Below are 14,943 nucleotides of genomic sequence, written 5' to 3' on the forward strand. Positions count from 1 at the left end.
TCGCCCGGCATGCCGGGCAGGCGACGACGATCGACGCTACAGATGTCACACTACGCTACACGCGTAACACGCCCTGTCAAGCGAGGCGCGTGCTTGACGGCTCCGGGCGTGCGGCTTCTAACTGTGCCCATGTCTGATCCTGCAAGCCATGACACGACAATCTGGGTCGTTTCCGACGGTCGCCGCGGCATCGAAAACCAGGCCCTCGGCCTGGCCGAAGCGGTCGGGCGCGGCCTGGGAACCCCGTTCCACATCGAGCGGGTGACGGTCCGGAAGGACGGGTTCGTCACGCTGCCGTCCCACTCGCATCCGGATATCTGGATTGGCTGCGGCCGGGCGGCGATACCCTTCGCCCGTCGGCACAGGCGCATCTTCCCGGATTGCTATTTCGTCTACGTGCAGGATCCGAGAGCCCGGCATGATGATTTCGACCTGATCGTCGCGCCGTCGCATGACCGTCTGGTCAAACCCAACGCCTTGGCCATGCTCGGCTCACCCAACCGGATCACGCCCGAGACACTGGCGACCGCAAAGGACCGGTTCTCGGACCGCCTTGACGCGCTTTCCGGACGCCGCATCGCGGTGCTGATCGGCGGCGACTCCAAGCGTTTCAAGCTGGATGCCGCCTGCGCCCGCTACCTGACCGGACGGATGGACAGGCTGATCGCGGATGGCGCATCGCTGATGATCACGGTGTCGAGGCGGACGCCAGAAGCGGCGCGCAAGGCCTTGGGTGAGCACTTCAGGCAATGCGAGCAGGTCTGGTACCATGACGGTGAGGGCGAGAATCCCTACTTCGCCTTCCTGGCGGCAGCGGACTGGATCTTCGTCACCGAGGAATCGACCAACATGCTGGTTGAAGCCAGCGCCACAGGGGCGCCGGTTTATGTCCTGCCGCTGGCCGGCACACCGGGAAAGTTCGCCCTGCTGCATACCGAGCTGGAGGCCCACGGCGCGGTTCGCCCCTATCTCGGCCGACTGGACAGCTGGACTTATGCTCCACTCGACGAAACCCGGCGCATCGCCGACGCTATACTTGACCGCTACCGCGCCCTTTGTGGCACCGCAGACAGTGAGGCCGCATGATGTCGCTATTCATCGCTTTTCTAAGCTTTTTGGGAGTCACCATGACCTTGCAGGACGACGCCGCCATCGTGGCCCGCCACGACCAGATCTGGCTCGCCAGCCAGCCGGACGAAACCGACCTAGACGCCTGGGCTGCCGCCGGCGCCCGCACCGTCATCAACTCCCGCACGCCGGAAGAGACCGCCAGCCTGCCCTTCGACCTCGCGGCGGCGGTTGAAGCGCGCGGCATGCGCTATGTCGAAATGCCGATCGGCGGTGCCCACGGAGCCGACCCGTCCCTGACCAGCGCGCTGACGGAAATCCTGGCGTCGCAAGACGGGCCGGTCGTCATGCATTGCCGCTCGGGCACCCGCTCGGCACATCTGTATGCCGCCCATCTGATGTCCACCGATGCCGCCGGCGAAGACCCTTTCGACACGATGAACTGGCCCGGCGGTCGGGACGCCAATCTGGTGCGGGCGCTGTTGCCATCCGCCGACCAGTAGCACCTCTGCAAAAGCGCACTGCATCGACAGGCAGGCAAAGCCCGACCGATTGCCTATATAGACGCCAACCACTCCCTTGCCGGGGCTCAGCCCCCATGATTTCGAGGTTCGACCATGTCCGAGACGCGCCACTCGCGCCTGATCATCATCGGTTCCGGCGCTGCCGGATACACTGCCGCCATCTATGCCGCCCGCGCCATGCTCGAGCCGACTTTGATCGCCGGCCTGCAGCCGGGTGGCCAGCTGACGATCACCACCGACGTCGAAAATTATCCCGGCTTCGCCGACGTGATCCAGGGCCCGTGGCTGATGGACCAGATGCGCGAGCAGGCTGAAAAGGTCGGCACCGACATGGTCGCCGACATCATCGTCGAGGCCGACCTCAAGGTCCGCCCCTTCGTTCTCAAGGGCGACAGCGGCACGGTTTACACGGCCGACAGCGTCATCATCGCCACCGGTGCCCAGGCCAAATGGCTGGGCTTGGAGAGCGAGCAGAAATTTCAGGGTTTTGGCGTCTCGGCCTGTGCGACCTGTGACGGTTTCTTCTACCGCGGCAAGGAAGTCGTGGTCGTGGGCGGCGGCAATACCGCCGTTGAGGAAGCGCTCTTCCTGACCAATTTCGCCTCCAAGGTCACGCTGGTCCACCGCCGCGACAGCCTGCGGGCCGAGAAGGTGATGCAGGACCGCCTGTTCAAGCACGAGAAGATCGAGATCGTCTGGGACAGCGAAGTCGAGGAAGTCCTCGGCGACAGCGATCCGGCAGGCGTGACCGCGGTCCGCGTGAAGAATGTAAAGACCGGCGCCATGACGGACATTCCGGCCCATGGCTTCTTTGTCGCCATCGGCCATGCACCGGCGACAGAGTTGTTCGTTGAGCAGCTCGAAACCAAGGATGGCGGGTATCTGGTCGTCGAGCCGGGCACACCGAAAACCTCCATTCCCGGCGTGTTCGCCGCGGGCGACGTGACCGACGATGTCTATCGCCAGGCTGTCACAGCGGCCGGCATGGGCTGCATGGCCGCCCTCGACGCCGAGCGCTTCCTCGCCTCGCAGGAATAGGCACTTTCGCGCCGCCCGGCCCGGTCGGAACATGGAATTGATTTAACGCGCGTCCCCCTTGCCCCGATGGAATGCAGGGCTAGTTTCGCGGCCTGAACAACGCACCTTGCGTGCGCGAAATGTAAGTGGAGCCAGCCCATGCGTCGTACATTCCTTGCCGGCATCGCGCTGATTGCCCTCGTTGCGGTACCCGCAGGTGCCGCGCAAGGCCAGACGACTGCGGACCTGTCAGTCTTTTCGCAAGCCAACAACGATTCCAATCTTGTGATCGATCACGAGGGCTGGTCGGTCATCCTGCGCGGCATCGTCTTGAATGTCCCGCCCATGGACCGTGTTCCCGAGCGCAACCGCCCCGTGCTGACCGGAACCCGCATCAATACCGCCAGCACCAGCCGCTATCGCTATGAAGGCAATCGCGTGGTGTACCACGTACTGAACGATGAATACCGTGACGCCATAACGATCATGCGCGAAGACCTGGAGGCCTTGCCCGACCAGTTTGGTGGCATGGCCCGCCTGAGCCGTGACGAGCAGCTGGCCTATTGGTTCAACCTCTACAACGTCACCATCATCGAACAGACGATGCTGAATTACCCGGTCCACTGGATCAACAACATGGACGCGCACGGCACCAATGAAAGCGTGTTCGACGCCAAGATCCTCACGGTCGAGGGCCAACCCCTCAGCCTGAACGATATCCGCCACGGGATTGTCTACGCCAATTGGGACGATCCACGGGTTATGTACGGTTTCTTCAATGGCTCGGTCGGCAGCCCGGAATTGCGCCGCTCGGCCTATACCGGCGCAGGCGTATGGCAAGAGCTGGATCGGACCGCACGGGAATTCGTCAATTCCCTGCGCGGTGTCGAGGTCAATACTCGCGAGCTGCGCGTGTCCGAGATGTATGACGAGGCCCGGGTCCTGTTCCCGGACTTCGACGCTGATTTGCGGACACACTTGCGGCAATTCGCCAATGAAGAGACTGCCGAACAGATCGACATTGATCGGCCGATATCGGCGCGGGTGTCAGATTGGCAGATCGCCGACATGATCAATGGCTCGCGTCGTTGTACCGGCATTGCCGGGCCATCGACCATGTCATCCTTCTCTTTCGACAGCGGGCCTCAGAGCGAGGCAGGCGGAGCCGCGGCCAATTGCGCCAGCCTGCCGCCCAACGCGTTGACCCTGATGACAGCGGTTCGTGCCCGCCGGATCGAGTTGATCAATGAAGGCCGCTATGGCGAGGTTTTCACCAACGATCTTCCGACCATCGATCCGGACCTGCCCACGGACAACTCGGACAACACCGACGACGCCCCGGACGGCGATTCGAACTAGCAGGGTCGCGCTTTGCGGCTTTGTGTCTAGACTGCCCGCATTGATTCCATTCGGGGGAGATGCCGGGCATGGACTGGGACAAGCTGAAAACCTTTCATGCCGCCGCACAGGCCGGGTCCCTGACCAAGGCCGCGGAAATGCTGGGCCTGTCGCAATCAGCGGTCAGCCGCCAGATCGCGGCGCTGGAAGACGATCTCGGTGTGACACTGTTTCACCGGCACGCGCGCGGCCTCATTCCCACCGAACCGGGCAATCTTCTCTACAGCGCGGCCCATGAGATCGCATCAAAGGTCGCGATTGCCGAGGCGCATGTCCATGACGCCCGCGACGAACCGTCGGGCGAACTTAAAGTAACCGCCCCGACAGCACTGGGAGCGATCTGGCTCGCGCCGCGCCTGGCCGAATTCAACACCGAGTATCCCAATATCCGTATCCGCCTGATGCTCGATGATCATGAGCTCGACCTGGCCGGCCTGGAAGCCGAGGTCGGCATCCGGCCCTGGCCGTCGACACAGAATGATCTGGTCCAGCGCAAACTGCTGTCGGTCCGCCAGCATCTGTATGCCAGCCACGACTATGTCGAGCGCAAAGGCGCCCCGAGCGCGCCATCCGAACTCGATGACCACGCGATCATCTATTACGGCCCGCCACAGCTGGCCCCCATTCCGGGCCTCGACTGGGCGGCGAAAGCCGGTCGCGCGGACGACGCCGCTCCGCGCCCGGCGGTGATCGAGGTCAATACGATCTACGGGGTAATGAAGGCTGTCGAGGCCGGCATGGGCATCGCCGCCTTGCCGGACTATGTAGCCCGCGAAAACAAGAAGCTCGTCCGCATCCTGCCGGACGTGGACGGTCCCGACTTCGAGGTCTTCTTTGTCTATCCAAGCGAGCTTCGCGGATCGCGCCGCATCGTTGCCTTCCGGGACTTCCTCATCGAGCAGGCGCGCCGCTGGCAGAGCTGACGACGTCTAGCTGGAAACCTCGTCAATCAACTGGTCAAGCAACTCGACGACCTGTTGCGACGCGGCTTCCATTTGCGAGACCGCAGCTTCGGCCCCAGCGCGATCCCCGGCCGCAAACAAGCGAGCGGCTTCCCGGCCTCTCGCATGGACCTCGGCATGCGGCGCCTCGAGAGCCATGAATGTCGGACGCGCCCGCATCGCGGCATCACCGACGCTGTCATACCATTTGCCCAAGCGGCAATTGCGATGATCGACCAACGCTTCTTCCGTGAGGGCGTTGCGACCGACCAGCATCTCGGACAGGTTTTTCTTCCACAGGAAATGGTCGGACCTCGCCCGATAGAGCACGTAGTCCGGGATCGAGCGGGTTTCGAGCGCCTCGAAGGCTTCACCGACCAGCGCTTCCGACAGCGTCACCGAGTCAATGACCTGCTCGGCGCGGCCACTTGCCTTGCGCGCACTGCCAGCGACCGCCGCAACGCCGCGCGACAATTCCTGGGTCGCAGCTCGTTGTTCCTGCATCAACCTGGCAATCTCACCGACCAGTTGCTCACCGTCATTCACGTAGGAAACGCCGGCGCGGACCTTTTCATGGGCAGAGCGCGATGCGGTCATGCCTGACGAGATTGCAGACGCCGCATTCTCGACAGCGTCGGTGATGCCGGAGACCTCAGCTTGCAGATTTTCAATACGGCGCCGGATATCACCCGTCGCCTTCTCGGTCTGCTCCGACAGCGCCTTGACCTCCTGGGCGACAACCGAAAACCCTCTGCCCGCCTCGCCAGCGCGCGCGGCCTCGATCGTCGCGTTCAACGCCAGCAGATTGGTCTGGCCCGCGATCGCGGCGATGGTTTCAACAATTTCATTGATCTGATTGGAAGCGGCTTCGAGGGCATTGATGCGGGTTTCGATGCCGGAATAGCTGGTATCGATGGCGGTCATCTGGCTGGCCGTCTGATCGACCTCAGCCAGGCCGTCATCGGTCGCCCGGACACACTCCGCCAGTTTCGCGCTGGCACCCTCGGCGTGACCGGCTATCTGCTGGATGGAGGCGTCCAGCTCCTCGATGGCGGTCGCCATCGCCTGGCTGCTCACATCCACCTCGCGGATGTCGCCCGTAGCCCGTGACACCGCTGCCATCGTGTCACTGGCCTGCATCGAGAAGCCGGTCGCGCGAGCCAGCTCGCTGGAATCACGCTCGGCAATTCGGGCCGCGAGGTTGTTCAATGCCTGTTCGATCTGGCTTGGCAGTCCAGCCGGTGCCTGTTGGCCCTCAGCCACGTGACTGATTGCCGTCACCAAGGCGTCAATCGACATTGCATCAACCGACATTGCATCGCCGGAGCCCTGGTTGACACTCGCAGCCGGCAGCGAGCTTGCTTCGACGAGTGCGGTTTCGCGATTTGTGTCTGGGCGACGAAAGCGTGCTGCGAACATGGTCGGTTCCGGATCTGTAAGACTCTAGAGGTATTTGGCCAGATTTTGTTAACGGCAGGTTTCGTGGGCTTGGCGGGCCGCGTCAAATACGGCAACAATGCGACAATGTGTGGCGATCACATGTTTTCTTTGCATTTTCGCATAACTGACATGACGCTTTGGCACTTCTGTTACCGGCAACAATCACACATATACACACCCGACGCGGCGATCACGCCGCTCCTCAGATTTCCCCTTTCTGAGTTTTGTGCGCCCCTCCTCCCCATTTGGGCGCGCAAGATCGCGCCGGGTCCCTCTCCTCCCCTTTAGGACCCGGCGCCATATCTTTCGGGCTTCCCCGGCCCGCATGACAATCACTGCCCCGGCTCATCGAGCCGGGGCATTTTTTTGATTGGCAGATGTCGGCACCGAGACAGAGAAAAGCCCCGACACCGGCGGCGTCGGGGCTCTCGTCAACGAACCGACCGGGTCGGTCAGCCGATTGTGGAACGAAGCATCCAGGCGGACTTCTCGTGCTCGGTCAGCCGCGGCGTCAGCACGTCAGCCGTGGCTTCATCGCCATGCTCCGACGCCAGCGTCAGCGCCTTGCGGATGGTCGCGACAACGGTCTCGTGTCCGCTCAGCAAATCCCGCAACATGTCATTGGCTTCGGTCGCCTCACCGCCGGATTTGACCGTGGCGGCGTCGGTCATCTCGCCGTAGGAGCGCGGAGCGACAACATCGAGGGCGCGGATGCGCTCGGCGATCTCATCCGTCGCCATCCAGAGTTCATTATATTGCGTCTCGAAGAGGGCGTGCAGGTCATGGAAGCGCGGACCGGTGACGTTCCAGTGATAGACATGCGTCTTGAAATAGAGCGCATAGGTGTCGGCCAGGACAGCCGTGACTGCGTTCGCCATGGCCTCGCGCTGCGTGTCGGTCAGACCCATATTGATACCCATGTCGTTCTCCTCATTTGCGTTTCGCGCGGCGGTGCCGCTGCCTTGACCCTGATGTAGGACGTCAACGACCATAATTCAAATCAGGATTTACAGGGTCAAATATAGAAAGAACCTATGACTACCGCAGCGAGGCACAAAAGCGCTGGATCCGCTTGCCGGCCTCGACAAGGGCTTCATCGGACGTCGCGTACGAAATACGGAAACCCGGCTCGAGGCCAAACGCGATACCGGGAACGGCAGCCACGGCTTCAGCGCCCAGCAGGGCTGCGCAGAAATCCGTGTCATTATTGATCACCGTTCCGTCCGGCGCGGTCTTGCCGATCGTGCCGGAGCAATCCGCAAACACATAGAAGGCGCCTTCCGGTGTCGGGGCGACAAGGCCGTCCGCCTCGTTGATCGCCGCCAGCACCAGATCACGCCGGCGCAGGAAGGCCGCATTGCGGGCTTCGAGGAATGAATGGTCGCCATTGAGCGCTTCCACCGCAGCCGCCTGGGAAATCGAGCACGGATTTGAGGTGGTCTGGGAGGCGACCTTGCCCATCTCCTTGATCAGCGCCGCCGGACCACCGGCATAGCCGATCCGCCAACCGGTCATGGAATAGGCTTTCGAGACACCATTCATGGTCAGGGTGCGATCGTAGAGTTTCGGCTCGACCTCGGCGATGGTCGCGAACTCATAGCCCTCATAGACAATGTGCTCATACATGTCGTCGGTCATGATCCAGACATGCGGATGGGCCAGCAGGACGTCAGCGAGGGCGCGCAGTTCGTCGCGTGTATATCCCATGCCGGTCGGGTTGGACGGCGAATTGAGGATCAACCAGCGGGTTTTCGGCGTGATTGCCGCCGCCAGCTGGTCAGGGTTGATCTTGAAGCGGTTCTCGATGCCGGCCTTGACCACGACCGGTGTCCCACCGACCAGATTGACCATTTCCGGATAGCTGACCCAGTAGGGCGCCGGGATGATGACCTCGTCGCCGCTGTTCAGGCTGGCCAGCAGCGCGTTGTAGATAACCGGCTTGCCGCCGGTGGAAACGTGGATCTGGTTGGCCACATACTCCAGACCATTGTCACGCCGGAACTTCTTGATGATCGCGTTCTTCAGCTCGGGTGTTCCATCGACATTTGTGTATTTCGTCTCACCGCGCCGGATGGCCGCGATCGCCGCATCCTTGATGTGGTCGGGCGTGTCGAAGTCCGGCTCGCCGGCACCGAGCGAGATGACGTCAATCCCCTTGGCCTTGAGTTCGCGTGCCTTCTGGGTGACGGCGAGCGTGGCAGAGGGTTTGACGCGCTGGAGCGCGGCGGACGGCGTGAAAGTCATGATGATGATGTCCCGGTAGAGCTCGGCTGGAAAGCAAAAGCCTAGTCCCGCTCGCCCGGCACGCCAATCCCCCAGCCATGCAAGATCGCCAGGGCGCAACAGCGAATTCGCATGGCTGGGCGCCGGGACATCCAGCGCCACCCGCCCCGACATCGCCCCAATTTTCCCCGCAATCGCCGCATTACCGCCCTGTCACACTCGTGATCGAGGCACAGCGTGACCGTGGACAGGGAAGCCGGTCGCCCCGCAATCACCCTCGCAAGTGGGGGCGGCCGGCACATCACGGGGAGGTTCGCATGGCGGCCGCACACACTCACCACTCGGCAGGTTCACAGGCCTGGTTTGCACTCACACTCGCCGTCGTGGCCCTCGCCGCGACGGTCCTGCTCTGGTCGGAGGCCCGCGCCGATGTACCGGCGCCGGTGGAGATTGATGAAAGCGACATGGTCCGGCTGTCCGAGATCAATGAGGGAGCCCTCCTGATCAAGACCATCGAGCCCGGCCGATACATCCCCGCCCCGATGGTCGCGACAGATATCAGATTCAATATTTCCGGACCGGTCGTGCGCGCCACTATTACCCAGCGCTTTGAAAACCCGACCGACGCCTGGGTCGAGGCGACTTATGTCTTCCCGATGCCCGAGGACAGTGGCGTCGACCGGCTGCGCATGCAGGTCGGCGACCGTTTCATCGAGGGCGAGATCCAGGAACGCCAGGCCGCCCGCCGCACCTATGAGGCCGCCCGCGCCAATGGCCAGCGGGCCAGCCTGGTCGAGCAGGAACGCCCCAACATGTTCACCACCTCGGTCGCCAATATCGGGCCGGGCGAAACCATCATCGTTCAGTTTGAATACCAGGATGTGGCGCGCTTCGTGGATGGCCGTTTCCAGTTCACGCAGCCCCTCGGCCTGACCCCGCGCTACATTCCGGACAGTGACGGGCTGCAAATGGTCTCGACCGGGACCCCGTCCGTGCCCGATGCGGCCCGCATCACCCCGCCGGTCATGCCGGAATCGCTGGAACCGCGTGATCAGTTGCGCCTTCCGGTCACGATCACCGCCGATCTTGACGCCGGTTATGCCCTCGGCGAAATCGCCAGTCTCTACCACGCCACTCTGGTCGAACGGCTCGCCGACGGGACGGCCCGTATCAGCCTCGCCGACGGCCCGGTCCCGGCCAATCGTGATTTCGTCCTGACCTGGCGCCCAGCCGATCCGAGTGCCGCCAGCGCCGCCCTCTTCGTCGAGGAATGGCAGGGCGAGACCTATCTGCTGGCCCAGGTGTTACCGCCCGCCGAACTGGGCGCCGATACGCCGCGCCGGGCCCGCGAAACCATTTTCGTGATCGATAATTCCGGTTCGATGGGCGGCGCCTCCATGCGCCAGGCCCGCGCCGCCCTGATCACCGCCCTGCAACGCCTGGAACCGGGCGACCGGTTCAATGTGATCCGCTTCGACAATACGATGGAACAGGTCTTCCCGCAGGCTGTGGATGCCACACCGGCCAATGTCGACACCGCGCTGGCCTTTACCCGCCGACTGGAAGCGCAAGGCGGAACGGTGATGCTGCCAGCTCTCAACGCCGCGCTGCGCGACACCAGCCCCGATGATGACAGCCGGGTCCGCCAGGTTGTCTTCCTGACCGATGGCGCGATCGGCAATGAGGCCGAACTCTTCGGCGCCATCGAGGCCGGTCTGGGACGGTCGCGCCTGTTTCCGGTCGGGATCGGCTCGGCGCCGAACGGCTATTTCATGAGCCGCGCCGCCCGCCTTGGACGCGGTACCTCGACGCAGATCGGACAGGTCAGCGAGGTCGAGGCCCGCATGGAAGAGCTCTTCACGGCGCTGGAACGTCCGGTCATGACCGATCTCGACGCCCTCTTTCCCGAAGGCGCGCTGAGCGAGATCTGGCCCGCCCCATTGCCCGACCTCTATTACGGCGAACCAGTCACCCTGACCGCCCGCCTGGCTGGCCGCGACGGCAGCATGGTCATCGAAGGCGAGACCGCGGGCGCCCGCTGGCGCCAAACCCTCTCCCTCGCCGACGCCCATGAAGGACACGGCATCGCCACCCTTTTCGGTCGCAACCGGATCCGGGCTCTCGAAGAGACCCGCTTCCAGGGTGTGGCCGCCAGCCGCATTGATGCCGCCGTGCTGGAAGCCGCGCTGGAGTTCAGCCTGGTATCGCGGCTGACCAGCCTGGTTGCGGTGGATGTCACACCGGCCCGGCCGGACGGCGCTCCGCTGGCCAGTCGGGACGTCCCCGCCATGGTGCCGGACGGCTGGAATCTCGGCGCCGTCGAGCGCGAAGCCGCACCTGGACTCCACCACGCCTCCGCCGATGCCCGCCTCTTTGCCGCACGGCTCGCGCCGAGGGCCGACGGAACAGCCGCCGACAGCGCCGGCCTGGCCCTGCCCGCCACAGCCACACCGCGGCAGGTCCTGATGATACTGGGCGCGCTGATGATGATGCTCGCCCTGATCTGGCTGATCACCCGCCGCGAGGAGCGCCTGTGGTGATCCGTTTTCCAACCCGCCTTCCTGCTTCCCGCCTGCTGGCCCTCGGCCTGATGGTGACCGGCCTCGGCGTCTTCGTGCAAGGCGCCTGGCTGGGGGTGAAGGCCGATATTGCGCAGGTCCTCCTTGCACAGTCCTGGACCCGCGCAATCGACGGAGAGTCCGCGTCCACACCATGGCCCTGGGCCGATTTTCGGCCCGTGGCGCGGCTCTCCGTCCCGTCCCTTGGCGAGCACGCCATCGTCCTCTCCGATGGCGGCGGTGAAGCGCTGGCCTTCGGGCCGTCCCTGCTCGACGCATCGGCCCGGCCTGGCGAGGACGGTGTCAGCGTGATCGCCGCCCACCGTGATACCCATTTCGCTTTCCTGGAAAGGCTGGTGCCCGGCGATATCGTGATCGTGGAACAAGCGGCCGGCCACCCCTTGCGGTTTCGCGTGACCGGTACCGAAATCGTCGACGCCGCCCGGTCCGGAATCGAACCATCGCTCGGCCCGGCCCGACTGGCCCTTGTGACCTGCTGGCCCTTTGGCAGCCTTGTGCCGGGACCCGACCGCTATGTGGTCTGGGCCGAACCGGTGACCACGCTCTGAACACCTCGACCGTATCATGGCTCTGGCATCTGCTCGCTCGCTGGTCTAAGCAGGATCCGTGACGGCGGGGGCCGAGTGAAAGGATCGACCGGGCGTGGTGTTTTTGACGCCCCTTTCCGAAGCCTTGCGCCGCCGTCTAACCGCCGGCGCGCTTGCGCTTGCCGCAAACCTCCTGATCATCATCGGCCTGCTGTTCGCACCTCGCCCGGAACCCGTCGAGACCGAGCCGGCCGTGCTCGATATCGTGTTTGTGTCCCTGCCCGAGCCCGAGCCGGAGCCCGAGCCAGAGCCGGAACCGGAGATCACCCCGGATCCTGAGCCTGAGCCTGCCCCGCCTGCGGAATCAGACCCAGTCCCGGCGACAGAAGAAGCGTCAGACCCAGACACCGGTTCCGACATCGCGCCGGAGGCCATGCAGGAACCGGTTCCCACTCCCACAACAGAAGAATTGGCCGAGGCCGCACCCGCTCCAGCAGGGGGCGAGGAAGCGCCGAACATTCTCAGCGACACCAATCCCTTCAACGATGACCGAGCGGCGATACCTTTCCCGGGCGGCGGAGGCGGAACTGAATACGCCGTCCGCTCGGTCTTCTGCCTGTCGACGTCCGACGCCAATCGCCGGGCACTGGCCTGCACCCCGTTCAGGTCCGACGACGGACTGCCCATGCTGCAATATGCCAGCGAGGAGAACATCGCCCGCGGCCGCGCCGCGATGGTCGACCTGACGGCTGACCAGATCCGCGCCCTGTTCGAGCGTAATGCCTATCCCGGCCGCGATCTGCGCGGACAGGCGACGCTGGCGGATGTACTCGGACGACCGACCTCGTCAGCCGACCAGATGCGCGACAGCCTGCCGCCACTTGTCCCCGACCCCGCCTTCGGTGATTGACGTCCGGCGTCTTCCTCTGTCCATTGCGGCCCATGAATTTCCTGTCCGATACCACCGCCCCCGCCCATCCGGCCCTGATCGAGGCCATCACGGTCGCCAATCGCGACTTTGCCCCCTCCTATGGGGCCGATCCGGTCTCGGCCCGGGTCGAAGCGCACCTGAAAGAGATTTTCGAGACTGATCTGAAGGTTCTGTTCGCGGTCTCGGGAACGGCGTCCAACGCGCTGGCCCTGTCGGTCCTGTGTCCCCCCCATGGCGCGATCCTGTGTCATGACGAGGCGCACATCCACCGCGACGAGCGCGGTGCACCGGAATTCTTCACCGGTGGCGGCAAGCTGATCCCGCTGCCCGGCGACCATGCGAAAATCGGGATGGACGGGCTCGAACGGGCACTGGCGGAAATCCCCGAAGGCTTCGTCCATACCAGCCCGGTCCGCGTGCTGTCCCTGTCCAATCTGAGCGAGAGCGGCACGGCCTATACGGCGTCCGAGGTTCGCGAACGCGCCGGTCTGGTGAAAGAGCGTCCCGCCTTCATCCACATGGACGGCGCACGCTTTGCCAATGCCCTCGTGACGCTGGGCTGCAGCCCGGCCGAGCTGACCTGGAAGGCCGGGGTCGATGCGCTGTGCTTTGGCGCCACCAAGAATGGCGCCCTGGGCGCCGAGGCCGTCATTCTCTTTCCCTCGGTCATGGACCGGTTCGAGGAGCTGCAGGCCCGCCAGAAACGCGCCGGTCACATGGCGCCCAAAATGCGCTTCATGGCAGCCCAGTTCGAGGCCTGGCTCAAGGATAATCTGTGGCTGGATCTGGCCCGCACCGCCAATGCCCGTGCCAAGACCCTGGCCGACGGCTTTCGCCGCGTCGATGGTGCCGAGGTGCTGCATCCGGTCGATGGTAACGAGATCTTCGTCCGCCTCGACGAGGCCATTGCGGCAAAGCTGCGGGAGGCCGGCGCGCAATTCTACCAATGGCCGGATGGCTCGGCCCGCTTCGTGACCAGCTGGTGCACCACCGAAACGGAAATCGCGGCGACACTGGCCGCGATCTGACGCAACTTGCGAGGACGGAACAAAACAAGTACACTCTTTGCGTGTAGCGAGGAGATCCACATGTCGACCGAGTGGGGAGTATTGTTTCACCTCGATGCGGTCCGCTTTGACGCCTATGGCCGGGCGCTTATTGCCGACAGGACTGCCGCGCACCGCATGCAGGGCTTGCTGGCCGAAGCCGATGCCATCGCCTGCCGTTCCGGTTGTGGCGCACCGCTGAGCTGTGACACGGCCATGATCCTGCGCGAGGAGCTGACCGGCGTCGGGCCCGACCTGCTGGTCAACAATGCCGATTTTTCCACCATCATCCGCAAGCGCAAGGCGGTCGGGGCCGAAGAGGCCGTGATCGTGTTTTCGACCTATCGCCGGGTCGAGATCGCCCAGGACGCGCTCGAACGGGCCTGACAGGCTGACGCCCCCGCCCGAACACACTTCGCACGCAGGCTGCCCCTGCAACCACGCAACCCAGCGACCAGGCGGGCCGGCGCCGGTTCAGGAAATCTTAGCGCCGGGCGTGCCAGCTTCCAGGCAATCAATCGGAGAGAACCGCCCATGATGTCGATGACCGCACTTGCCGCAGCCTTGTTGTCGATCTCATGCGCCCAGGGTGACAGCCTGGTTGTGGGCGGGGCCACACTCAAACCTGTCCCGGCCAAGGCCCTTCAGGATGAGACTTTCCGCAGCCTGACGATCGAGCTGGTGATCGAGGCCTCCATGGTCACCCCGATCAATCTGGACTATGCCGATCTGAACGGCGGAGCCTGGGATCAGCCGCCACTCGAGGGCACCGGCTTCCAGAGCGGCGATCGCGCGATCTACACGGTTGTTGCCGATGATCCGCACGAAACGCTGGGCGGCTCGATCGAACTCACCATGGCATACGGCAACCTGGTCACGATAGAATTCGGGTGGGAGGATGGCAGCGCGGCCACATGCGATGCCAGCGATCCGGACATTCAGGCGCTCGCCCTGCAGACCGAGCTGGAAGACAGCATGAGCACGGCGCCAGTGTGCACGGTCTACTTCATGAACCCGCCTGGCACCATGACCGACTGAGCGACCGAGTTTCCGCCTGGGTCCAACCGGACTTCACATCACCTAGGTCTTGTCATCATCACCCTCGCGGCGCCACGGACCGGCATAACGCGGGTCCTGGCGACGGCGGCGGTCGGGTCCGAAATACGTAGGCGCCTTGATGAAACGGCGCGGCCGCTCGATCAGGGCCGTGATGCGGTGAAACAGGTCAACCGGGCGCACCGGCTTGGCC

The 14,943-nt window shown here is 64.0% G+C and carries 14 protein-coding genes; 11 read left to right on the plus strand and 3 right to left on the minus strand.

Annotated elements, in window-relative coordinates; all coding sequences use genetic code 11:
• Positions 1–129 precede the first annotated feature (129 nt).
• The 5 genes from ACN0X9_RS13740 (at position 130) to ACN0X9_RS13760 (ending at position 4,930) form a co-directional block, all read left to right on the plus strand.
• Complete coding sequence (locus ACN0X9_RS13740) at positions 130–1,086, plus strand: mitochondrial fission ELM1 family protein (protein WP_417488135.1); 957 nt, start codon at positions 130–132, stop codon at positions 1,084–1,086.
• Positions 1,087–1,127: 41 nt separating this feature from the next.
• Positions 1,128–1,571, plus strand: a complete 444-nt coding sequence (locus ACN0X9_RS13745; RefSeq protein WP_417488136.1) for a beta-lactamase hydrolase domain-containing protein — start codon at positions 1,128–1,130, stop codon at positions 1,569–1,571.
• Between the two features lie 114 nt (positions 1,572–1,685).
• Entirely contained in the window at positions 1,686–2,630 is a 945-nt protein-coding gene (gene trxB, locus ACN0X9_RS13750) for a thioredoxin-disulfide reductase (protein ID WP_417488137.1), read from the plus strand.
• Between the two features lie 138 nt (positions 2,631–2,768).
• Positions 2,769–3,968, plus strand: coding sequence for a DUF547 domain-containing protein (locus ACN0X9_RS13755; protein ID WP_417488138.1), 1,200 nt, complete (start codon positions 2,769–2,771; stop codon positions 3,966–3,968).
• Between the two features lie 68 nt (positions 3,969–4,036).
• Positions 4,037–4,930, plus strand: a complete 894-nt coding sequence (locus ACN0X9_RS13760) for a LysR family transcriptional regulator (protein ID WP_417488139.1) — start codon at positions 4,037–4,039, stop codon at positions 4,928–4,930.
• Positions 4,931–4,936: 6 nt separating this feature from the next.
• Here the strand turns inward: ACN0X9_RS13760 and ACN0X9_RS13765 are convergent, their stop codons facing one another.
• The 3 genes from ACN0X9_RS13765 to ACN0X9_RS13775 all read right to left on the minus strand — a co-directional run bounded on the left by ACN0X9_RS13765 (position 4,937) and on the right by ACN0X9_RS13775 (position 8,632).
• Positions 4,937–6,262, minus strand: coding sequence for a methyl-accepting chemotaxis protein (locus ACN0X9_RS13765; protein WP_417488140.1), 1,326 nt, complete (start codon positions 6,260–6,262; stop codon positions 4,937–4,939).
• A gap of 578 nt (positions 6,263–6,840) precedes the next feature.
• The gene (locus tag ACN0X9_RS13770) at positions 6,841–7,308 is read right to left on the minus strand and encodes a Dps family protein (RefSeq protein ID WP_417488141.1); all 468 of its coding nucleotides are present in this window, start codon (positions 7,306–7,308) and stop codon (positions 6,841–6,843) included.
• Between the two features lie 118 nt (positions 7,309–7,426).
• Positions 7,427–8,632, minus strand: coding sequence for a pyridoxal phosphate-dependent aminotransferase (locus tag ACN0X9_RS13775; protein WP_417488142.1), 1,206 nt, complete (start codon positions 8,630–8,632; stop codon positions 7,427–7,429).
• A gap of 296 nt (positions 8,633–8,928) precedes the next feature.
• On the opposite strand from ACN0X9_RS13775, the gene ACN0X9_RS13780 reads away from it, so the two are divergent.
• From ACN0X9_RS13780 to ACN0X9_RS13805, 6 genes are all read left to right on the plus strand, one after another.
• Entirely contained in the window at positions 8,929–11,151 is a 2,223-nt protein-coding gene (locus ACN0X9_RS13780; RefSeq protein ID WP_417488143.1) for a marine proteobacterial sortase target protein, read from the plus strand.
• Positions 11,148–11,738 carry a class GN sortase gene (locus tag ACN0X9_RS13785; protein ID WP_417488144.1) on the plus strand — a complete coding sequence of 197 codons (591 nt, stop codon included), beginning with the start codon at positions 11,148–11,150 and terminating at the stop codon, positions 11,736–11,738. Before ACN0X9_RS13780 ends, ACN0X9_RS13785 begins: the two co-directional genes overlap by 4 nt.
• 97 nt (positions 11,739–11,835) lie before the next feature.
• Entirely contained in the window at positions 11,836–12,627 is a 792-nt protein-coding gene (locus ACN0X9_RS13790) for a hypothetical protein (protein WP_417488145.1), read from the plus strand.
• 32 nt (positions 12,628–12,659) lie between these two features.
• Positions 12,660–13,676: a threonine aldolase family protein gene (locus tag ACN0X9_RS13795; RefSeq protein WP_417488146.1), complete on the plus strand. Its 1,017-nt coding sequence runs from the start codon at positions 12,660–12,662 to the stop codon at positions 13,674–13,676.
• Between the two features lie 60 nt (positions 13,677–13,736).
• Entirely contained in the window at positions 13,737–14,081 is a 345-nt protein-coding gene (locus ACN0X9_RS13800) for a hypothetical protein (RefSeq protein ID WP_417488147.1), read from the plus strand.
• Positions 14,082–14,228: 147 nt separating this feature from the next.
• A complete protein-coding gene (locus ACN0X9_RS13805) occupies positions 14,229–14,732 on the plus strand; it encodes a hypothetical protein (protein WP_417488148.1) in 504 nt (167 codons plus the stop codon).
• Positions 14,733–14,943 lie beyond the last annotated feature (211 nt).

The organism is Maricaulis sp. (assembly GCF_048268525.1).
Taxonomy (GTDB): domain Bacteria; phylum Pseudomonadota; class Alphaproteobacteria; order Caulobacterales; family Maricaulaceae; genus Maricaulis.